Here is a 22,304-nt window from a genome sequence, read left to right on the forward strand (position 1 = left end):
TGATCTCCTTCAAAGAAGATTTTTTGCCCATAAACTCTTACACCGAAATGTGTAGATTAGTACTGATTCACAATAATTGCGCTGAAATTGAGTCAATCGTATTACAAATACTCTTATTGATACTGGCTCATTACTTGCAATTTTTCGAGAACATGACCACATGTAGAGAATAATAGGCTAACAGTGGGAAATATTTACACTATCAATGTAAGGATTACTTATGAAATACTCAAGATTTGCTGCAATGATCATCACCTCAACCATTGCTATGTTTGTCATGATGTATCTCAACACTTACGCAGTATCACATATATGGTTTAGTGAAACGCGTATCTATATGTCGTTGTATATGGGAGCAGGTATGGCAATGATCATGCTGGCCTTTATGCTTGGCATGTACAGTAACAAGAAGCTCAACATGGCTATTTTTCTATTGGCGACAATACTGTTCGCCATATGTCTTTATCTTGTTCGCTCTCAAAGCACAATTTCTGACACTGCCTACATGAAAGCGATGATTCCTCATCACTCCATTGCTATTCTTACTAGTGAGCATTCAACTTTGGAGGATGTACGCGTGCGTGAATTGGCAAATGGTATTATTAAAGCCCAACGAAAAGAAATAAAAGAAATGGAATGGCTGATTAAGGATATTTCTGAAAATGGAAAGGTCAGCTCACAAGCTCAGGCTGAGCAACGACCGCTCCCAAAGTTTGAAGGCACACTGAACAAAGGAGGCTAAGATGACTAAGACAGCTACCCTGTACAGAATGGTCACTGACGAACATATCTGCCCCTATGGTTTAAGGTCGAAAGATTTGCTGGAGAGGCAAGGGTATGATGTAGAAGATCATAAGCTCACGTCAAGACAACAAGCTGATGACTTCAAAGATAAGCATGATGTCAAAACTACGCCACAAACCTTTATTGAAGGAAAGCGTGTCGGAGGATACGATGACTTAAGAGAGTATTTTGGTAAAGATGAAGCAGGTCAAACTGGCACAACCTACACGCCAGTTGTAGCCATTTTCTCGATAGCTGCACTTCTTGCTGTCGCATCTCAACATTTTGCTTCCGGCTCATTTATCTCCATCAGAACACTGATGCTATTTATAGCTTTTTCAATGACGCTCTTAGCGGTGCAAAAACTGAAAGACCTATACAGTTTCACAAATTCGTTTATTACTTATGATTTACTAGCGATGAGATGGATAAGATATGGTTATATTTATCCCTTCATTGAAGCATATGCAGGTATTGGTATGGTTGCCCAACTACAGCCTCTCGCAGTGGCACCATTTTCATTGTTTATCGGCACAGTTGGAGCAATTTCAGTTTTCAAAGCCGTTTACATTGACAAACGCCAGTTAAAGTGTGCCTGTGTAGGCGGCGATAGCAGTGTGCCACTTGGATTTGTATCGCTATCTGAAAACTTATTTATGATCGCGGGAGCATTGATTATGCTGCTGATGTAAAGGTATAGCTCTATTCGGCGGCCCCTTAACTGTTAAGATTAGACCTAGGATGCCAGCCCACACCTTTCTAATCCATATGTAACATTTTTTTCTGTCGTACTGGCATCAAGATAACCAGAACTGAGCAAACAATCTCAAAGGTTGTACAAAATAACACTAAAGCTTTTTCATTAAGTTTTATTGTTATGCTCTTGTGGTGGCTTTCGCCACCACTTTATTAGTTTTCAAGTTCCACCATATCTTTCGCTGCAATGTCACCAGACACTAGCTTTACAGTTGCGAAATGATCATTCACAATTTTAGTAATTTGTACCGTTCCTACCTTTTCGATAGTGTAGGGATCTTCACCTTCACTCAATACTATTCTTTCATGGAATCTAATAACACTGTATTTTTGCCCAACCTCTGCGCCATGCTTAGCACCAATACAGATTAGAGTTCGATTATCAGAACTTTCTACTACCTGACCTCTCATCATGTATTTATGATAAAAAGTGGTATTGGAACAACCCACTAAATATAAACCGAATGTAAGCAATAAAAGAGCTTTTATATAGGGTGTTTTCATCACTGTTACCTCATTTGACTAACTAATTATCTATACACTTTTTTATGAATTCATTTGTTTTTCCGGCCAGCCCCCGAAGGTGCTTGATGACAACTCCAAGGCTTATGAACAGAGTTATCTTTGATGTTCTGATCAACAAATTTATAGTAACTTTCTTTAGTATGTGTCCACCAATCATCATGAACATCTGCGCCATACTTACGGATTACCTCCTCAATCCCATCAAGGCTTACGTTTGCGGCATCATAGGCAAGGTGTATTTCACCTTCTTTGATGTTGTAACTAACTTCATCTATACCAAAAAGCTGATCTATTTCTTTTACTAACTCGTCACAGCTTTCTTCTGTGACATGGCTAAGCTTTAGATTTCGAACAACTAAATTTTGCTCTCTAACGCCAACTCTATGATCTAAATCGCTCATAATTTTTCTCCTAATGTTTGTGTGAATGCTGTTGATTGCTATCTTTCATTTCTTCCATTTTCCGGTTCATCTGCGGCATCATGTTCTCCATCATTTCTAAATGATGTTCAGTCATCTTGATTTGTTGATGCATTGGCATTTCTTCCATGTTTTTGTGCATGGATTGCATCATCTTCATCATTGAACGGTGATGTTCAACCATCATCTGCTGTTGCTTGTCAGGATCTTTTTCAGTTTTAATGGCATGGACTTCCTTTTTCATTTCCATCATCTTTTTATGCATTTCTCCCATGTTCTCATGTGGTATTGTCATGCCTTGATGCATACCAGCTTTGTTCGCACCTTCATGTTTATGCTCATTGTTTTGGGCAAATAAGCTAGTGGTTATCAGTAGTGAACCAATAAATAAAATTGATTTAATTAACGTTTTCATGATTTTTACCTTCTACACTTTTATTAAAACTTGGGATCCAACTTGGTGTCGATTCCATATACCTGTGGTACTCCGAACCAAATTCAGCAATCGCCTGTGCTTCTTCGCGTTTCGCTAGCTTGACGTAAACAACGACTAAGATCGGAAACATCGCAAGTGTTGGGATTGTCGGCCACTGCAATAAAAAGCCGAACATGATTAGAATGAAAGCTACATACTGTGGGTGGCGACATCTTGCATACCATCCAGTTGTAGCCAATTGATGATGTTTTTGCGCGTGATGCAATACATTCCATGCTGAAGACAACATAAAGAAACCTGCAACAATAAACACCATACTCACTATATGAAATGGGTCCCAATGGGCATCACCTTGAAATCCAAAGAAAGTATGTAATAAATGCCCATTTTCATGCGCAAAGAAATTTACTTCTGGATAGGTCTCCGTCAGCCACCCCGACAGAAAATAGATAGTTAAAGGAAAGCCATACATTTCAGTAAATAGGGCAACAATAAAGGCAGAGAACGCGCTTAGACTTCTCCAATCAGTTGATGTTTTTGGTTTGACAAAACTAAAGGCAAAAAAGATAAAAATTGCTGAGTTCAGTATCACCATTGACCATAAGCCATAATCATATGTTTCATTCATCACTGCTCTCCTTTTTATGTGATTCCTTACGTGCCTTTTCTAAGCCTTGTATGTAGCCATCGCGATAGGCTGCATTTTTATCCGTGAGTTCTTGAAAGCTCTCTTCCTTTTTTTCATCAGGCGCATGTGAATGATCGTGACCATGTTTACCATGACTGCCATGCATAAATACGTGCATCAAGGGGCATAGCAATAAAATCAAGTAGGGAAGAAATTGCAGCGTATGTTGACCATGCTCAAGCACTAAGAAGTAGGTCACTGCGGCAATAAGTGCCAGTGCAGCCCAGCCTGTAGGTGTTGACCAAAAATTAGGGTGTTGATTTTTCATATTGCCCTCCTAAACGACTTTTAAGACACCGCGATACATTTGCATCTGACAGTGAAACTCATGCTCTCCCGGTGACAAGTTTAATAAGGTAATTTGAGTAATTTCATTTAACTTAAGCTGTTCGCTTATATCCAATGAAGGAATAAGCATTGTTTCAGCGCAGGGGGATTGATCTTTGCGTATAAACTTCAAGGTAACAGGTTGGCTAGCAGACACCTGAATTGAGGATGGGGAATACACGCCATCCCTCACTTCAATGAGTACTTCATTACCTTGAACGATTGTTTTATTGGGTTTATATAGCCAAAACCACCAAACAATCAGCGCGATTAACATTAAGCCTAATAAGTTAATTAACATCATCGCTCTTCTCCTTAATGCTCTTTTGCTTTAAAAAAGCGAAGTCGATTTGCATTTGACACCACAGTCAATGACGAAAACGCCATTGCAGCACCTGCAATTACAGGGCTAAGCAGAATGCCAAAGAAGGGATATAGAACCCCCGCAGCAAAAGGAATCCCGGCTACGTTATAGACAAACGCGCCAAACAAGTTTTGTTTGATATTTCGTAAAGTAGCTTTGCTTACCGCTATGGCATCGGCAAGGCCATGAAGTGAACCACGCATTAGGGTAATGTCAGCACTTTCGATAGCTACATCAGTCCCTGTGCCTATGGCGAATCCAACATCGGCTAACGCTAGCGCAGGAGCATCGTTGATGCCATCTCCTGTCATACCAACAATTTCGCCACTGCCTTGTAGCTCTTTCACCTTGTTGGCTTTATCTTCTGGCAGCACCTCAGCAAGAAATTCGCTAATACCTGCTTTTTTGGCAACAGCGGCAGCGGTTTCCTTGTTATCACCTGTTAACATGATGACGCGTATACCATTAGCCTGAAGCCGTTTGATAGCAGAGATTGAGTCTGACTTAATGGGATCTGCGACAGCAATGATTGCGGCAAGTTCACCATCTACAGCAAAGTACATAGGTGTTTTGGCTTCTTTGGCTAAAGACTGGGCTTTTCCAACAAAGCCTGTGAGGTCTATGCCTTTTAACTTCATTAGTTTATCGTTACCAAAAAGCAGGACTTTATTGTTACAGTTTGCTTCTACACCAAAACCCGTAATAGCATTAAACGATTCAATTTTTAGTAACTCAATATCCTTATCTAAAGCACTTTCAACAATCGCTTGCGCTAAAGGGTGCTCTGAGCCGCTTTCTAAACTTGCTGCAAGCTGTAGTACGTCTTTTTCGTCAGTAGCTTTTGCTAAAACAATATCGGTTACCTTAGGTGCCCCTTCAGTAATAGTGCCCGTTTTATCTAAAATCATGGCAGTGATTTTAGAGGCGGTTTGCAGTGCCTCACCGTTGCGAATAAGTACTCCGGCTTCTGCTGCTTTTCCTACTCCGACCATGACAGACATGGGTGTTGCCAAGCCTAAAGCACACGGGCAGGCAATAATAAGCACAGTAGTTGCTGATACGATAGCAAAAGCAATTGCTGGCTCAGGGCCAAAGTTAAGCCATGCTAACGCACTTAACACCGAGATGATCATGACTACAGGAACGAAATAGGCGGAAATAACATCGGCCAAGCGGCCAATCGGCGGTTTTGAATTTTGCGCTCGTTTCACCATATTGATGATCTGTGCAAGCGCCGTGTCTTTACCAACGCGTGTCGCTCTAAATAAAATCATGCCTGATTTGTTCAAAGTACCAGCGACAACCTCATCTTCTTCGGCTTTTTCAACAGGCATAGGTTCGCCTGTCAGCATGGACTCATCAATAGAGGTGTGTCCTTCCAATACAACGCCATCCACGGGAATTTTTTCACCCGGCTTTACTTTCACAACATCATGAAGCAAAACCTGTTCGATACCTATCTGAACCTCTTTATTATCACGAACTACAGTTGCCGTTTTGGCCTGCAAGCCGATAAGACGTTTAATGGCCTCAGAGGTTTTACCTCTGGCTTTTATTTCTAATGCTAGACCTAAATCAATTAAGCCAATGATCATGGCGGTAGCTTCAAAATAGACATGTCGTGCCATCAATGGAACGGCGTCAGGTGCAAACACGACAACCATCGAATACACCCAAGCTGTACCTGTTCCTAAAGCTATTAGAGTGTCCATATTAGCGGAGTGGTTTTTAAAGCTTTTCCATGCTCCTACATAGAAATGCTTACCTGAAAAATACATAACGCCAAAAGTTAAAATGCCTACAACTAGCCAAGACATGCGTTCAAGGTTTGTTTCAACCGTCATTTCTCCAACCACAATGCTGTAGATCATCAAAGGAACGCCGAGTGAAAGGGCAATAAACGTATCGCGCATTAGCTTTTTGTAATATGCCCAATCCGCCGCCTCTTTCTCATCAAGCGCATCTGTTGCTGAGCTATCATCAATTGGCTTCGCGTTATACCCCACTGACTCAACAGCTTTGATCAATTCTTCTGTTTTAGCTGTCCCATAAACTGTTACTGTCCTATCAGCAAAATTCATTTCCGCACTGACGACTCCAAGAGTTGCCTTCAACGCCCCTTCAATTTTGCCTACACAGCTAGCACACCCAGCGCCTTCAATGATAAGCTGTTGGTTATGTGATACTTTCTCCAACGTATTCTCCTTAGTTTTACACGAAGAGGATTGAGCTTTTGCCTGACAGCAACAGCCTGATTCAGTTTTTATATTTGTGTTAGTAGCCACCCTTTTTCCTCCTATGCTTTTTTAATTTGCTCAAAGTTTTCGATGAGATGACAAACCATGTTTGCAGTCGGTGCCTTGTCTTCCATTTCTTCCCACTGAGAAAGCGCAGAAGACATTTTTCCTCGAAGTGCCAACATTGCTTGAAACTGCTTTTCTGTTTCTTCAAGCCGCTCTTTGATCAGGCTTCTGACTAATGGGCACGCACTTTTACCATCTTCAGATTCATTAATAATTTCCTTGATATCTGCAACGGAAAAACCAAGGTTTCTGGCACTTAAAATGAATTTAAGTCTCGATACTTCTTTATTCGAGTATGACTTGTAGCCGTTCACTGACTTAGCAGGTTTTAACAATCCTAATCTGGTGTAATAGCGCACCGTATCAGCAGTCGTTCCAAGGCTTTTTGCCAGCTCCGCAACTTTCATATTCACTCCTCAGTTTTTAGCTAAGTTTGTACTCTCATCTTCAGCTTAGACCTGTGTCTAAGACACAGGTCAAGTACTAATTCTAGTGAATAAGCTAAAAACTAATTTTTTGGTAAAAGAGAAATCTCGGCCAAAATCGACAGCATTAAGTACTGTAAATGGCAATAGTTTGAGAATTTTCATAGTGCCTTCAAAATATCGTACTAATCGTTCAAAACAATTGATTATTTAAATCAATGAATAAGTCATTCTATTTTTGATGGGAGTGGCGAAAAAAAGACGCACTGATCCCGTGATTAGCCAATAATTGGTGGACGATAAAGTAAGAGATGGATACCAGATTTTGGTAGAGGTGTACGCTGTAGAAATAGCTCAGAGTAAATATTGCAAATACCTTCCTCTTGCGCTTGCACAAGATAGGCATTTAAATGAAAGCTTGAACAAAATCCCCCCTCACAACAAACACAATCACTAGCTTTGCATTTTTCACAGACTTCATCACCATGACGGTGTTTAGAGTCTTGCGAGTTTACAGTGTGATAGTGACTATTGTCATTCATTGATTGATGGTGAATATTTTTGCTTCGTTGCATAATATGCGTGTCGGAAGATCCATTTTGATGTTCTTCACAATTCATTGGCTTAGCTGTAGCAAAACTATGCTGCGTAAGCAACACAGTTATTATCACTATTTTAAACCACCTGAAAAGTCCAAACATTATCATTCCTTCTTTAGCTCCTACAATATTAGCCACTTTATAAAAATAATTTTATGATCTTGATCAACCTTTGAACTAAAACCTAAACTTTTTACTTTTTTAAACAGCTTAAACTTAACAAGTATAAAAGGGGTGTCTAATTTAGACTCATGAGATTGAAGCCAAGCATGAGCACCATTAAAAAAATAAAAACCCTACGCTCATAACTAGGTATTGAGTAAGGGATCATTTTTCCAATTGTTCAGCTTTAAGCACAGTACTTTGCAACAATCGGTTCTATCCCGAGCACACCCAATTCCCGTTCATCAAAAGTGATAAAATGGCCTATTGTACGTCTTTCAATGGCGATGTTTTTTGGCTTGACTCTTTAACCTTAAACATTCGCCAACTTTACTTCTTAGCTGATATTCCACCTTGATAGGTATACACCAGACTGGCACCGACTGAAAACAAGAAGTAGCTTACTATTACTGCTCTTAGTTCTTTCCAAAAAAACTATTAGCTAGGCCTTTTCTAACATAACTAAAATGGTTTAAATCCCAAAAAACGAAAGCTACCATCAATATAGTTGCGGTAGCTCTCATCAAGTCAATATAGTATTTCTTCACATCAGAGCCAGAACTTGATACCTGCAACAAAAGCAGTATCACGCGTACTTTGCCCATTTAACTTCGCAAAGTCGGCTGTATTACCAAATTTATTTGTCCACTCAACGCCAACATAGGGAGCAAACTGGCGGGTAAACTCATAACGAACCCGAAAACCAATAGCACTGCTAGATAAGCCACTACCAAGGTTATTTTGGACGTCATCCTTACCGTAAAGCGTCAACTCTGCTCGTGGTTGAACAATTAACTTTTGAGTAAGTAATAGCTCATACTCAGCTTCGATCGAAAATGCACTATTACCTTGCTCTCCTAAATACGCAGTCATATCAATTTCAAACCAGTAGGGGGCTAGACCTTGTAAACCAAAAGCTAGCCATTTGCGGTTTTCACCTTCGTTATTGTAATCAAGTCGAATACCGACTTGTGTATCCCAATAAGCAGATATTGCGTGGCCCCATAGAAAATCTGTTTGGTTCTCCTCTAAATTACCTTCGCTAAAATCTCCCTCAGTTTTGATGACTAATCTATCAAAAGTAGTGCCATACCATGCCTGAAAGTCAAAAACACCTGCGTTTGTTTGCTCATTATATTCAAGACGATCCCCTAGTAGCGCGTAAAATGAATGCTCATCTGCCAAAGTCAGTCGTTTGTCGCTATTGAGTGCATAAGGACCTTCAGTCAATGTTGTACCTGCGGCATAAGCATGAGGGTCTCTAGCATCTTTAGGTGCATCTCCACCTTGTGCTTGCATTTTAGAATCACCCATCTCAGTCATCTCATCTTTTGCAGATACAGATACACTTATAAGGGGCAAACCTATTAATAATAGTTTTAACGTATTGGTTAGTATTAATTTTCTCATGATACAACTACCTCTCTAAACATACCTGCATCCATGTGGAATAATAAATGGCAATGCCATGCCCAGCGACCTACGTCATGAGGTGTTGTTAAAAAACTAATTCTTTGCGCTGGTTGTACAGGGATAGTATGGCGACGAACCTGTACATCACCTTTTTCATTCTCCAAATCGCTCCACATACCATGCAGGTGCATTGGATGTGTCATCATTGTATCGTTTTGTAAAATAACTCTTAAACGTTGATTATGCTTCATGTGAACTGGCGTGCTTTTTCCAAATTCCAAACCATCAAATGACCAGCTATAACGCTCCATGTTTCCAGTTAAATGTAATTCAATTTCAGCCTCTGGCTCTTGCTGGTTTGTAATTCCCTCAAGAGAATGTAAATCTGCAAGTGTTAAAACACGGCGTCCATTTTTACGTAAACCTATACCGGGATCATCAAGGTTTGTTCTAGGCATATCAACACGCATATCAACAGAAGCTCCATACTCTGTTTTTGCATGACGCACTTTAGTGCTAGCAACAGCTAATGGGTTTTTAGTCATTCCATGTTTACTATGATCCATTGCCATCGCTCCATGACCCATTGCACTATGATCCATTTTATTAGAATTCATGCCCGACATACCTGCCGTATCAGCCATTGTAGAATGCACACTATCATGGGTCATATTGCCCATCATATCTGTCATCGTTAACCACTCAACGGGGTCTAAAGAAGGTACTGGTGCATCAACGTTAGGTGCCATTGATAAAGTACCTTTAGCATAACCTGAGCGATCCATGCTTTGTGCAAAAATCGTATATGCATCATTTTTTGGCTCGACAAGTACATCATAAGTTTCACCGGGACCAAATCTAAATTCATCTACTGTCACAGGTTCAACATTTTGTCCATCAGCTTGTACAACTGTTAACTTCAGCTCAGGTATTCTTACATCAAAAAACGTATTGCTAGAACCGTTAATAAATCTAAGCCTAACCTTTTCGCCAGCTTTAAACATTCCACGCCAATTTGTCAAAGGCGCACAACCATTCATTAAAAAAGTCATTGCAGATGCTGATAAGTCTGCAAGATCTGTAGGGTTCATTCTCATTTTATTCCACATTTCCCGGCGTTGTAGCGCATTTGAAACGCTGCTATTTGAAATGTCATCAAAAAACTCTGGAACAGTAGGTTGATTAAAGTTAAATACATCGCTCTGTACTTTTAACTTGCGAAACAAATCCATTGGGTCATCATCAGTCCAATCAGACAATTGAATGACATGCTCATTGTCAGCACTAATAATATCCTTTTCTCTTGGCTCAATAATTAATGCGCCGTACATACCTGTCATTTCTTGAAAGCCACTGTGTGAGTGATACCAATATGTGCCGCTTTGTTGCAGCTTAAATTTATAAACAAAGGTTTCACCCGGCATTATACCTTTAAAGCTAATACCCGGTACGCCATCCATTTGATACGGAAGAATGATCCCATGCCAATGAATTGAACTCGGCACTGATAATTTATTAGTTACCCTGATAGTAACGTCATCACCTTCTCTGAGGCGCAAGGTAGGAGCTGGTATTGAGCCATTGATTGTTGTAGCCATTCTTACAACACCTGTGAAGTTTACGGGTGACTCATCTATCACTAAATCTATTACTTCTCCACTTAGTTCGGGCGCAGTACCTGTTGAAGTTCCAGCAATCAAAGATGAAGCTGCATGAAGAACACTTGGAAAAGCAGCTAATACACCGCCAGCAGCTAATCCTTGTACAAAGCGTCTACGTGGCGTAGAAACTTGATGTAATGGATTGTTGTTTCTCATTTTACTCTCCGTTGTTTGACCAATAAATTAATGTGACCAATGAATGTGCTTAATCTTCCATTCACCATTTTGTTTTTCCAGCACCATCGTTTCCATGCCTTGATAATCGCGTTCAACACCTTTATGAGTACCTGTAGTTTGACTGCGCGACGCAGAGATAGCGGTATTTCCAAGTATCGTCACTTGATGTTCAAGTGTGTCGCTCTTCATCGCTGCTAAATACTTCATATCCGACAACATATGATGATGAGCATATTCATCAGCGCTCCTTTCAACGCGGCCTCCCTCGAAAATGGTGACATCATCCGCTAACTGCGCTCTAGCCTGTTTTTGATTGCCAGTTTCAAGTGCTTGATGAAATGCCAAAACAACTTTTGCGGCAGGGGTATCTATACCTTTAAACAAACCTTTGTCTTTGTTCTTATCACCATGAGCGTTTGTTGCGAAACTAAACGTCATTAATAAAACGAGTAATATATTTATTGTTTTCATTTTCATTCTCTCTTTTAGGTTTTAATTTGCAGGGCCAACAACACTAGTAAGCCCAGCCGTTACAGATAAAATGGCAAAAGCTACTACCATTTCTATCGAGATAGATTTAGATAAAGCCTCTCTGCCTTGACTATTTTTAAGTTGTGGAACGAGTATTAGTTTATGTTTAGCAGCAAGTGCCAAAATAGACACTACAAGAGCCAATTTAAACAACAGTGTTTGTCCGTAACTTGAGCTTATTAGTGCATCAAGACTTCCGACCAATTGAATCACGAGCCAGAGGCCTGCTACCAACAATAGGCTCAATGTAAAACTTGCTTGTTTGCCAAAGCTTTCCATCAGCAAATGAAGTTCTGCATAACTTAGCTGATGGCAAGCCTGTTTTAGTGGCAATAACGCCCCAAACCACCATGCCATAACGAGCACATGCAAAATAAGCAAGCCTTTTTCAATTGTGCCTAACTCAGAAATATGACCCAGTAACGTGAATGAGTATGCAAGGATTAATAAACTCAACATTAAAGCGCTTTGTTTTAAGTACGAGTTCACAGCGAATTTGAACCTTAAAGCTAAAGCGATTATTGCGGTAACTAGCCCAAGCGCTCGAAGCAAAGCTCCAGTGCCGACAGAGGAGTCCCACATAATAGCCAATATATCAGCGTCTATCGCCCCCTGAATTCCCTCTTCTGCCATTGCACCAGTACTGGCAAAGAACCAAGTAATATTAGCGATCAAAGCCATAACTATATAAGTTCTTGTCCACGTTAAATTCGCTATTACAGCATTACTATGAGATTCATTATGCTCAAAAATTTGTCTGAAAAATGTATAGCCGGCAATACAGGCAAAGCCGACGTAAAATACAATTTTTGACAGTACAATGACTGTATTCCAGATATACATTTCCATATCAATCACACAGCCTTACTAATGAACCATAAAGCCGAAGCTATCTTTCATTTTATGTCCATCTTTACCTAAATAGGTCACATCAACGATATAGTTTGTTGGAGCTAATTTAGGTAGTTCCCATGAAAACTCTCTGGAAGCTTCTTTTGATGGTTTAAAGTCAAATTTAATATTTTCACCTTTTTTATTTTTCAACGTAACTTTAACTACACGTACCTCTTTGCTAAATCCCAATGTCAATTTTTCTGGAGTATTCATTAGCATTGCATTATCAGCAGGCACGCTTTTTTCAAGATGCACATGTGCAAATACTGCACTACTAAAAACAACACTGATTATGGTTAAAAGTTTAATTAATGTTTTCATATATACCTCTATTTATTTAATGGATTAACGACTAAATTTATCTTTGAAAATTTGATTACTTGGAATCCCAGCATCTATAATTATTTTTTCCACTTCACTCATCATTGCTTCTGGACCGCATAAGTAAAACTCAGCCAAATGTAGTTCTGATTTTTGGTTCATATACGGCAGAAGTACTTTTTGAACATAGCCTGAGTGCCCTTGCCATTCTTCTGAAGGATTAGAAAGAGTAGGAATATAAGAGAAGTTTTTATGCTTCTCACTCAGTGACTTCAATTCATTATGGTATAGCAAGTCATCTTCAGTTCGCGCACCATAGATAAGAGTCAAACCACTTTTATCTTTATGCTTTTTCAACTGTTCAAAAATAATAGACCTCAGTGGTGCAAGTCCTGAACCCGCACCTATAAACACGCGACTAACTTTTTTATTTGAAGTGGCATAAAAATCAGAAAAAGGGCCTCTTGCAGTTATCGTTTCACCTACTTGGAGTGAACCTAAATAACTTGAACCTATTCCTGCTTTAAAACCATTCTTTGCGGTCTGCCAACGGATATTAAACATTAACTCATCAGACTCCTCGTCAAAGTTAACTAATGAGTAGTGGCGAGTTACACCGTTATGAGAAAATTTTCCATGATAGTAGCTATCCCAGTATTTTTCATAGCACTCTGGCATATCATCTGGACGTAAGCTATTCATCCCTGCTGGCACATCAAATTGCATATATGCACCAGCTTTAAATGCCAACTGTTTGCCTGATTTCAGCTTAAATTTCACTTCCTTGATAAAAGGAGTAATGAAATTAGTCGCAACCACAACTAGCTCATGATTTTCAATATTGCGATCAGTATTAACTTCAATCGAACTAATTTCAGAAAACCTATGCTGACATCCAAGCCGATAACCTTCCTTAAGTTGCTCCTGAGATAAATGTTCCTGTTCAGATAGTGTGATAGGTAATTTAGTTGAACTTAAGAACACGCATTTGCCACAAGTACCGCCACCACCGCAACCTGAAGGAAGGTATACATGTGAACTAGCTAGCCCTTCTAATACAGTTGAGCGACCAACTGCTGAGATGTCAGTAATAGTATTTTCATTGGAAAACGTCACTGCCACTTTTTGCCTGTTAGTGCCCCAACCTAGCTTCAGTAAACCACTTCGATACTGTTGTATCAGCCAAGTAACACCAGTAATTGAAAGGAATAGCGTTGCAAAAGCAAATGCAATGATCAACCAATGGTTAAATCCTCCAGAATTGCCATAGTCCATAAAGTGAAGCTTCATCATCAGATCTTTCAATCTGAAATCATCATTGGCATGGCGAAGTACTTGACCTGTAATACTATCTAAATAAATAGTTGTATTGTTCTCATCCTCAACGGCAACTTGCCACATAGGATTTTGCTGCCTTACGTGATCAGAAAACGGAGGTTGAGATAACACTGGAGTAGTTAACTTACCCTGTCCTGAGTAGGAGTTTTTTGCCAAAGTTAGTACTTGTTCTTCAGACAAATTAAATGGCTTTCCTGTTACAGCATCAAATAGCTTTGAGTGGCGTTCTTGATAGCTATGCTGCCCCTTATCGAACACAAAATGATAGTAAGGCTGATGTAAAACCCATATAAGGTTTACTTCCTGCGGAGCATTACTAGTAATGTCTTTAATAGGGAATAGGTCAAAGCCTGTAATGCTACCTTCATGATGAGAATGAACTCTAAGTTCATTACCACTGGCTTTACTGTGATCCATCAAATTGAAGTAAAGGCCCGTTCCCAACCAAATAAGCAGTTGTAAACCAACAAATAAAGAAAGCCACTTGTGTATCGTTGTATTTAACTTAAATAGTCGCATCAAATGACTCTCTTTTTATTTGGGGAAAGCACTCGGTAATAAGTCAATACTGCGCCAGTAATTGCTCCCATTAGACCTAGAGTTGCGACCAAGAACAAAAACCAGTTAGATACGTTTTCTCCATCATAGTAATCCATAATGTGGAACCGCCACATCCAATCAAACAATCGCCAGTAATCATGACGCTTGGCAACAAGTGATCCTGTTTGTTGACTTATATAAAATGTCGGTGTGGAGAATTGCTCAAACGTCACTCTCCAAACAGGTAAATGCCTTGGGGACAACTCAGCAGGCAAGTTTGTCGCTGACTTAATCAACCTTATGCTGTCGATTTGATGATTCAGCACATAATGGTATTGTGCGATTTCTTTAGCCTTGGTTTCATCTACAAGGGCCTGAACAGCTCCAGTTTTAGCATCTATTGCTACTTTTCCATTTTCTCCATTAATAAAAGAATACAAAGGACGGCCCATACTTTGAGTAAGTGTAACTTGGCTAGCTTTAGGATAATCCGCAGCTAGCTTTACAATGGAGTAATCCATACTTGCTAAATCTATTTTGGCTTCCTCACTCTTAGCCAAGGTTTCGCCGTGTATATAGTGAATATCCATAGTCACCATATACACACCAGTAATCGACCAGAAAAGGAATTGTATCCCTACAAATGCCATTAGCCATTTATGGTACTTCCTAGCTTTTCTAAGCATTGTTTTTTAGCTCCGAGTTAGAAAGTTCCTTGTTAAAGGCGTTTACTTCGGGCTTTTTAACGATTGAATAAATCGCGGGTAAAACAATTAGAGTTAGCAGGACTGCACTTGTCATCCCACCTACCATTGGTGCAGCAATACGACTCATTACCTCAGAGCCTGTTCCTGTACCATATAAAATAGGCATTAGGCCGATAATGATTGTCGCTACTGTCATCATTACAGGACGAACACGTAATCCAGCACCGTGCAATAAGGCATCTTGATATTCATCTTCTGAGATGAGTTCTGCTCGCTCTTTCGCTTTTTCCTTAAGTTCAGCGAGCGCCTGATTGAGATATACCAACATTATTACGCCAATCTCAACAGCTACTCCAGCCAGAGCAATAAAGCCTACACCAACTGCTACAGAGAAGTTGAACCCTTCTAAATACATCAACCATAACCCACCGATCATTGCCATCGGTAAAGTCACAATGATGATCGCAACTTCGCTAAACGCTCTGAAGTTCAAATAAAGCAAAATAACAATAATGGCGAGCGTCAATGGAACAACGTAAGTAAGCTTGGCTTTGGCTCTTTCCATATATTCGTATTGACCAGCCCAAGTAATCGAATAACCTGCTGGTAATATAAGATTTTTAGCTAAATGCTCTTTTGCACTTTCAACATAAGTACCTACGTCAACGCCCTCTATATCAATGAACGTCCAACCATTAATACGTGCATTTTCACTCTTGATCCCCGGAGGGCCTACTTCTACTTTTATTTCAGCTACGTCACCTAGTGCGATGCGTTGTCCATTTGGAGTGACAACAGGCAAGCGCGACAACTGCTCTGGAGAGTCACGATAATCTTGTGGGTATCGCAAGTTGACAGGATAACGCTCTTGACCTTCTACTGTTTGAGTGACATTCATCCCACCAATAGCAGTTGAAACTACTTGTTGTACGTCATCGATGTTTAATCCAAAACGACTTGCTTTCTCACGAGAAATATCAACTTTGATATATCGTCCACCTGCAACTCGTTCAGAATAAACTGAAGCGGTTCCTGTCACCTCTGGTAACAATTGCTCTATTTGTTGCCCTATCTCTTGAATCGTATTTAAATCAGCTCCTGCTACTTTAATACCTACTGGCGTTTTAATACCTGTTGCCAACATATCAATACGAGTTTTGATTGGCATAACCCAAGCATTCGTCAAGCCCGGAAACTTAACCAACTTATCAAACTCAGCTTTTAGAGATTCTGTTGTAACTCCCTCACGCCACTCTTCTTGAGGCTTCAACTGAATGAAGGTCTCAATCATAGTTAGAGGCGCGGGATCAGTTGCAGTTTCAGCTCTTCCTACTTTACCAAATACTGTTTCAACTTCTGGCACTGTTTTAATTAGCTTGTCTGTCTGCTGTAGAATTTCTCTTGCCTTACCAATGGAAATTCCCGGATAGGTAGTCGGCATATACATAAGATCGCCTTCGTCTAAAGGAGGAATAAATTCACTACCAATTTTATCGACAGGCCAAAAACCAACAATCGTCACTAATATTGCTGCTACTATTGTCGATTTAGGAAACTTCATAACTTGCTTTAAAACAGGCATGTAGATAGCAATAAGCAGTCTGTTTAAAGGGTTTTTCTTTTCTGAAACAATTTTTCCTCGAATAAAATACCCCATTAAAACAGGAACTAATGTTATCGCTAAGCCTGCTGATGCGGCCATTGCATATGTTTTTGTGTAAGCAAGTGGAGAAAACATTCTTCCTTCTTGCGCTTCCAAAATAAATACTGGCAAGAATGAGACTGTAATGATGAGCAAACTAAAAAATAGTGCTGGACCGACTTCACTTGCAGCTTTCGAGACTATTTGCCAACGATTTTCATCCGTTAGCGGTGTCTTTTCCATATGCTTATGCATATTTTCAATCATCACTATTGCGCCATCTGTCATCGCACCAATTGCAATAGCGATACCACCTAATGACATAATATTCGCATTGATACCTTGCATATGCATGATGATAAATGAAGCTAAGATGCCAATAGGTAGAGTGACAACTGCAACAATCGAAGATCGCAAATGAAACAGAAATGCAACACATACAATCGCGACGACAGCAAGCTCTTCGAGCAATTTACTCCATAGGTTTTCTACCGCCTCTCCTATTAAGCCAGAGCGATCATAAACCGTAACTATTTCAACTCCTTCGGGTAAACCTTTTTTTAACTCTTCTAATTTGGCTTTTACTCCATCAATAGTTTTTTGTGCGTTTTCACCAAAGCGCATAACAACAACACCACCAACGACTTCTCCTTCACCATTTAGTTCAGCAATGCCTCGTCTCATTTGTGGACCTAGGTTGACTTCCGCCACATCGCCAATGGTAAGCGGGGTTCCTTGTGCGTTAACACCAAGAGGGATCAACTCTATGTCGGAAATACTTTTGATATAGCCAGTTGCGGTAACCATGTACTCTGCTTCCGCCATTTCAACAACTGAGGCACCTGTTTCTTGGTTACCACGTTTAAGTGCCATTTGAATGTGACTAAGTGGTATACCGTAGGCTCTTAATTTATCGGGATCGACTTGTATTTGATATTGTTTAACCATGCCACCAACAGCAGCAACCTCAGAAACTCCCGGTACAGTTTGCAATTCATATTTTAAGAACCAATCTTGAATACTACGCAATTGGCTAATATCTAAGCTGCCCGTTTTGTCTACAAGGGAATATAAATAAACCCAGCCAACGCCTGTGGCGTCAGGTCCTAGTTGTGGGCGTGCGGTAGCAGGTAGCGAAGGGGCTACTTGACTTAAATATTCAAGTACTCTGCTCCTTGCCCAATATAAATCGGTGTCTTCATCAAAGATGACATAAACAAAGGAGTCTCCAAAAAATGAATACCCCCGAACTGTAATAGCCCCCGGAACTGACAGCATTGCTGTTGTTAAAGGGTAAGTAACTTGATCTTGCACTACTTGTGGTGCCTGACCGGGATAATTCGTTTTAATTATCACTTGAACATCAGAAAGATCTGGTAATGCATCAACTGGTGTATTTTTAATTGAGAATAACCCACCACCAATCAAAATTAAGGTAGCTAAGATGACAAAAAAGCGATTACCTATCGACCACCTAATAATTGATTCAATCATTATTTATCTCCTAACTTAATGATTTGAATGGTCAACAGCACTTTTAGGTTCATGCTTTAGTTGCTCATTTGATTCAAGATAGATTTCAGTGATAACCAAATTATTTCTCACCTCAAAAGTGAAAGTGACGTTATCACCAACATTGAAATCAACTATTTCTATATTGTCCGCGACTATAAAATCCATCGTCGCAGCAGGTCTATCCCATTTCTCTATTGGGCCTCGGCTAATATTTAGAATACGCGTATCAACATTAATCGCATTGATTAGACCTGATACTGTTGCAAAAGATACTTCTTCACTCATATCAGCAGACTCACTCATGATATGAATTCCAGTAATTTCATATCCACCATCTTCGGTTTTACTCACCTCAAAGTGCAAAGATTGACCAGACTTTAATGAGTCAATATCAACTTTTTCAGCCACAGTAAAATCCATAACCATCTCAGGCCAATCCCAAGCTTCAGCGGGGCCGTGACTGATATTAACCATGCGATGCCCAGTCATAACACTATTAACATCTCCTTGCATCCAAACAGAGTTGGGCACTTCATCGTGAGTCATTCGTTTAAAGTCAGAGCTTTTACTTGATTCAGAATCAATCAAGAATTGAGCTGATGTCACCACAACATCATCTTCATTAAGGCCCTCTAAGATTTCGATACTATCGATATCAACACGGCCAATAGTCACTTCAATAGATTTAAACTGGCCATCCCCTAACGCAAGTACAACTCTGTCTTGTTTACCTGTTCGAATAACAGCTTCTTTAGGCACAAGTATGGTGCTATCAGCTTGATTAGCGTGAATAGAGACTTGTGCGAACATGTTTGGTTTTAATTGATAGTCAGGGTTGTCAAACTTCAACCTCACTCTGAGTGTGCGTGTTTTACTGTTCAAGGTTGGATAGACATAATCAACGACACCAGCCCAGTCCTCACCGGGTAAATAGTCAAGTGTCATTGATACAGGAAGTCCCTCTTTAATTAAGGCTGCGTCACGTTCAAACACTTCTGCTTCAACCCAAACTTGATCTAGCTGACCAATGCTTAATATGGTGTTTCCCGGCTTTACATAAAAACCCTCTCTAATCTTCAAACCATCAACAACACCTGCCTGAGGGGAGTAAAAGGTGATGTTTTGCTGAACCTTTCGTGTCTTTTCTAGCTTTTGAATAAAGTCTGCTGAAAGCTGTAACGCTTTAAGCCGATCTTTGGCCGCCGCAATTAAGGAACTATTATTGCGCTTTATAGCTATTAATAGTTCTTCTTGCGCGTTAACTAGCTGAGGAGAATATAGTGTATATAGAGGCTGCCCTTTCTCAACAGGATTACCTGCGGCTTTGACGTAGAGCTTTTCTATCCAACCATCTACACGTGGATGGATGTGAATTAGCTTATCTTCATCATATTGAACGTAACCTACGGTTGATATTTCAGTATGCATATTTTTAAGCTCAACAGGAGCAGTGCGAACCCCAAGATTATTCACTACATGAGGCGCGATTTTTACGGCTCCGGGGCCAAAGTCATCACCAGATGATCCTTCTTCATACACAGGAATTAAATCCATACCCATAGGCGACTTACCGGGCTTGTCACGACGGTAATTAGAATCCATCGGTGCAACCCAATACAGCGGTTTTTTCTCTCCTGATGTAGCTTCATTGCCATTACCGCTTGAACCTGTACCTTGATATAAACTTAATGCTCCAGCACCTAGTGCAGCACCAATGATGATGGCAATAATTGTTTTAGTATTCGTTGACATTATTTTTCTCCAAATTGCTGATTGGATAAGTGCTGATTAGTTTTGTGTGAAGTTTGCATCGACTTATGTTCAGCATTTGAATTAGATTGAGAATGCGCAAAGAAATAGTTGATACGAGCAACTGTTTTAAGTGCGTCAACATCAATTCTTAAGGCTGATATTCTGGCATTTAATTCTGCGATTCTTGCTCGAACAACTTCGGCAAAATCGCCATCATCATTTGTGTAAGCTGTCAATGACGCTTCTGCTTGGTCATGAGTTTGTTTAAGGAGTTGTTCTTGATAGATAGATTGCCTATCAGATAAACGCTTAAGCTGTCTAAGCTCCTTTTCCACCATACTGATCATTTGCTTTGTCAGTAATAGTTTCTCGGTTTTAATAGTCTCTGAATCTGCAATAGAAGCTGCAACTTGCTTATCTTGTCTGTTCTCGGTGAACAAGGGTAAATCAAACGTTACTCCAACAGAAAATAAATCAGCTCGGCTATCACCAGAGGGCATATTGTCACGATAGGCATAACTAGCATTAACACCCCATTGCGGCTCATATTGCTGTTTAGCTAACTCAACTGCTTTTTCTGAAGCTTTGCGTTTTATATCAATTGCAAGTATGGCTGGGTGATTCGAAAGCTCCTGAGCCAATAGATTTCTTGAGTAATTAGATGCTTTTAGGACTGTTGAATTGTTCAAATGAATTGTAGGCAACTTTTTAGAAACCCTAAACTCTAATGGTTGCGTATCAAAGTTGAATGATTCATTCAAGCCAGCAGCATCGTAGATATGAAGCCACTCATTAAGGCGAGCGATTGTTGTTTCTAGTTTCTGCTTTTGCGAAGTTAATCGGTCATCTAACTGCACGATTTCCAATTGAGCACGAATAACATCTTGTTGTCTGGTTTTACCAACAACATTTGAGTAGCTAGCTTTAGTAACTTCCGCCATCTGCTCAAAGAGCGCCCAATCCGCTTCAATCAATTTAATGGTTTGTTGGGCTAAGTAAGCATCTAACCATAACTGTGATACTTGGCTTATCAGTTTAGCCTTACGATCCTCTCGTAGCAGTGGAAATTTCGTTGACTCAATTTTTAATTGCTCTTGTTTAATCTTTAAACTATCACCTCTAGGAAACATTTGAGAAACACCAACCTTTAGTTGAGTCATTCCTTCCTGATCTAAGTCCCAAGTATCTGTTGGTAAATTCATTATCCCTAGTGATACTTTGGGGTCAGGCAAAGTACCTGAAGCGATACTTCTATTTTCAACCGCGCTTTGTTTTAACCGACTCCCATGAAGCCAAGGATCATTTTGCTGAGCCAAGGTGATAGCTTGTTCAAGTGACACTACTTTCTCAGCTTGAGCTGAGAATACAGACAAGCCGAGCATTAGCGAAGTTGAAAGTAGAGTAAGGCTTGAAACATTTAATCTCATTAGAATTGCTCCTCATAAGCCTTAACTTCTGCATATACTTTACTCGTTCCATCTTTAAATAAAATTAATACGTTATATGACATAAAGCGGTCGCCGACTTCCATACCCGGAGAGCCAACAGGCATTGCTGGGACAGATAATCCAATCGCATTGGGGTGCTCTTCTGACAAGAACTGCTGAATAAACTTAGCCGGTACATGACCTTCAAAGGCAAACCCATTTCTACTCACTGCCGTGTGGCATGAACGGTAATTAGGTTTGATACCATACTTAGTTTTGATGTTGCCGATGTTTCGGAAATCTTTGGAATGCGCAACGATCCCTTTGTCTTCAATATGAGTTATCCATTTTTTACAACACCCACAAGTTGGGGTTTTATAAACGATTAACTCCAAAGGTGTTACGTCGTTATTGTGTGCATGCTTATGTTCATTAGCGTTTGCAAACGCAGGTGAAAGCAGCATTACAACTGCTATTTTTAAATACTTATTGATCATTTTTGCCCCCAGACGTCGCTGGAAAATAGCTATAGCGCTACGACGCTATATTGACTAACAGAAAAATTAATTACATGTGTGCGAAATTTGGACGCACTAATC

General features: G+C 40.0%; 22 protein-coding genes. 2 read left to right on the forward strand and 20 right to left on the reverse strand.

Features of this window, described 5'->3' with window-relative positions; all coding sequences use genetic code 11:
• Window positions 1-220 precede the first annotated feature (220 nt).
• A complete protein-coding gene (locus BM378_RS07985) occupies window positions 221-742 on the forward strand; it encodes a DUF305 domain-containing protein (RefSeq protein ID WP_016708237.1) in 522 nt (173 codons plus the stop codon).
• 1 nt (window position 743) lies between these two features.
• Window positions 744-1,475 (forward strand): MauE/DoxX family redox-associated membrane protein, encoded by a 732-nt coding sequence (locus BM378_RS07990; protein WP_016708238.1) that lies wholly within the window; start codon window positions 744-746, stop codon window positions 1,473-1,475.
• A 217-nt stretch (window positions 1,476-1,692) separates the two neighbouring features.
• Here BM378_RS07990 and BM378_RS07995 read toward each other — a convergent pair whose 3' ends face one another.
• The 20 genes from BM378_RS07995 to BM378_RS08095 all read right to left on the reverse strand — a co-directional run bounded on the left by BM378_RS07995 (window position 1,693) and on the right by BM378_RS08095 (window position 22,202).
• Complete coding sequence (locus BM378_RS07995) at window positions 1,693-2,043, reverse strand: hypothetical protein (RefSeq protein WP_004589646.1); 351 nt, start codon at window positions 2,041-2,043, stop codon at window positions 1,693-1,695.
• Window positions 2,044-2,093: 50 nt separating this feature from the next.
• On the reverse strand, window positions 2,094-2,465 hold the full coding sequence (locus tag BM378_RS08000) for a hypothetical protein (RefSeq protein WP_016708239.1): 372 nt from the start codon (window positions 2,463-2,465) through the stop codon (window positions 2,094-2,096).
• A 10-nt stretch (window positions 2,466-2,475) separates the two neighbouring features.
• Entirely contained in the window at window positions 2,476-2,898 is a 423-nt protein-coding gene (locus tag BM378_RS08005; RefSeq protein ID WP_016708240.1) for a hypothetical protein, read from the reverse strand.
• Window positions 2,882-3,547: a methyltransferase family protein gene (locus BM378_RS08010; protein ID WP_016708241.1), complete on the reverse strand. Its 666-nt coding sequence runs from the start codon at window positions 3,545-3,547 to the stop codon at window positions 2,882-2,884. The genes BM378_RS08005 and BM378_RS08010 overlap by 17 nt, the downstream gene beginning before the upstream one ends.
• A complete protein-coding gene (locus tag BM378_RS08015) occupies window positions 3,540-3,875 on the reverse strand; it encodes a DUF2933 domain-containing protein (RefSeq protein ID WP_016708242.1) in 336 nt (111 codons plus the stop codon). Before BM378_RS08015 ends, BM378_RS08010 begins: the two co-directional genes overlap by 8 nt.
• Before the next feature lie 9 nt (window positions 3,876-3,884).
• Window positions 3,885-4,238 (reverse strand): cupredoxin domain-containing protein, encoded by a 354-nt coding sequence (locus tag BM378_RS08020; protein WP_045979597.1) that lies wholly within the window; start codon window positions 4,236-4,238, stop codon window positions 3,885-3,887.
• 11 nt (window positions 4,239-4,249) lie between these two features.
• Window positions 4,250-6,493, reverse strand: a complete 2,244-nt coding sequence (locus tag BM378_RS08025) for a heavy metal translocating P-type ATPase (RefSeq protein ID WP_016708243.1) — start codon at window positions 6,491-6,493, stop codon at window positions 4,250-4,252.
• Between the two features lie 101 nt (window positions 6,494-6,594).
• Window positions 6,595-7,008: a MerR family transcriptional regulator gene (locus BM378_RS08030; protein WP_016708244.1), complete on the reverse strand. Its 414-nt coding sequence runs from the start codon at window positions 7,006-7,008 to the stop codon at window positions 6,595-6,597.
• Between the two features lie 296 nt (window positions 7,009-7,304).
• Complete coding sequence (locus BM378_RS08035) at window positions 7,305-7,727, reverse strand: hypothetical protein (protein WP_016708245.1); 423 nt, start codon at window positions 7,725-7,727, stop codon at window positions 7,305-7,307.
• A 609-nt stretch (window positions 7,728-8,336) separates the two neighbouring features.
• Window positions 8,337-9,197 (reverse strand): copper resistance protein B, encoded by an 861-nt coding sequence (locus BM378_RS08045; protein ID WP_016708246.1) that lies wholly within the window; start codon window positions 9,195-9,197, stop codon window positions 8,337-8,339.
• Window positions 9,194-11,017 carry a copper resistance system multicopper oxidase gene (locus tag BM378_RS08050; RefSeq protein ID WP_016708247.1) on the reverse strand — a complete coding sequence of 608 codons (1,824 nt, stop codon included), beginning with the start codon at window positions 11,015-11,017 and terminating at the stop codon, window positions 9,194-9,196. The genes BM378_RS08045 and BM378_RS08050 overlap by 4 nt, the downstream gene beginning before the upstream one ends.
• A gap of 27 nt (window positions 11,018-11,044) precedes the next feature.
• The gene (locus BM378_RS08055; RefSeq protein ID WP_016708248.1) at window positions 11,045-11,515 is read right to left on the reverse strand and encodes a YybH family protein; all 471 of its coding nucleotides are present in this window, start codon (window positions 11,513-11,515) and stop codon (window positions 11,045-11,047) included.
• 15 nt (window positions 11,516-11,530) lie between these two features.
• Window positions 11,531-12,418, reverse strand: coding sequence for a CopD family protein (locus BM378_RS08060; protein ID WP_016708249.1), 888 nt, complete (start codon window positions 12,416-12,418; stop codon window positions 11,531-11,533).
• A gap of 18 nt (window positions 12,419-12,436) precedes the next feature.
• Window positions 12,437-12,784 (reverse strand): copper resistance CopC family protein, encoded by a 348-nt coding sequence (locus tag BM378_RS08065; protein ID WP_016708251.1) that lies wholly within the window; start codon window positions 12,782-12,784, stop codon window positions 12,437-12,439.
• A gap of 24 nt (window positions 12,785-12,808) precedes the next feature.
• On the reverse strand, window positions 12,809-14,641 hold the full coding sequence (locus BM378_RS08070) for a 2Fe-2S iron-sulfur cluster-binding protein (RefSeq protein ID WP_016708252.1): 1,833 nt from the start codon (window positions 14,639-14,641) through the stop codon (window positions 12,809-12,811).
• Window positions 14,641-15,348: a hypothetical protein gene (locus BM378_RS08075; protein WP_008109638.1), complete on the reverse strand. Its 708-nt coding sequence runs from the start codon at window positions 15,346-15,348 to the stop codon at window positions 14,641-14,643. Before BM378_RS08075 ends, BM378_RS08070 begins: the two co-directional genes overlap by 1 nt.
• Window positions 15,341-18,505, reverse strand: a complete 3,165-nt coding sequence (locus BM378_RS08080; protein ID WP_074988939.1) for an efflux RND transporter permease subunit — start codon at window positions 18,503-18,505, stop codon at window positions 15,341-15,343. Before BM378_RS08080 ends, BM378_RS08075 begins: the two co-directional genes overlap by 8 nt.
• A gap of 15 nt (window positions 18,506-18,520) precedes the next feature.
• Window positions 18,521-20,278: an efflux RND transporter periplasmic adaptor subunit gene (locus tag BM378_RS08085; RefSeq protein WP_016708254.1), complete on the reverse strand. Its 1,758-nt coding sequence runs from the start codon at window positions 20,276-20,278 to the stop codon at window positions 18,521-18,523.
• A complete protein-coding gene (locus BM378_RS08090) occupies window positions 20,278-21,705 on the reverse strand; it encodes a TolC family protein (protein ID WP_016708255.1) in 1,428 nt (475 codons plus the stop codon). Before BM378_RS08090 ends, BM378_RS08085 begins: the two co-directional genes overlap by 1 nt.
• Window positions 21,705-22,202: a DUF411 domain-containing protein gene (locus BM378_RS08095; protein WP_016708256.1), complete on the reverse strand. Its 498-nt coding sequence runs from the start codon at window positions 22,200-22,202 to the stop codon at window positions 21,705-21,707. The genes BM378_RS08090 and BM378_RS08095 overlap by 1 nt, the downstream gene beginning before the upstream one ends.
• Window positions 22,203-22,304: the final 102 nt, after the last annotated feature.

This window comes from Pseudoalteromonas lipolytica (genome assembly GCF_900116435.1).
GTDB classification, from domain to species: domain Bacteria; phylum Pseudomonadota; class Gammaproteobacteria; order Enterobacterales; family Alteromonadaceae; genus Pseudoalteromonas; species Pseudoalteromonas lipolytica.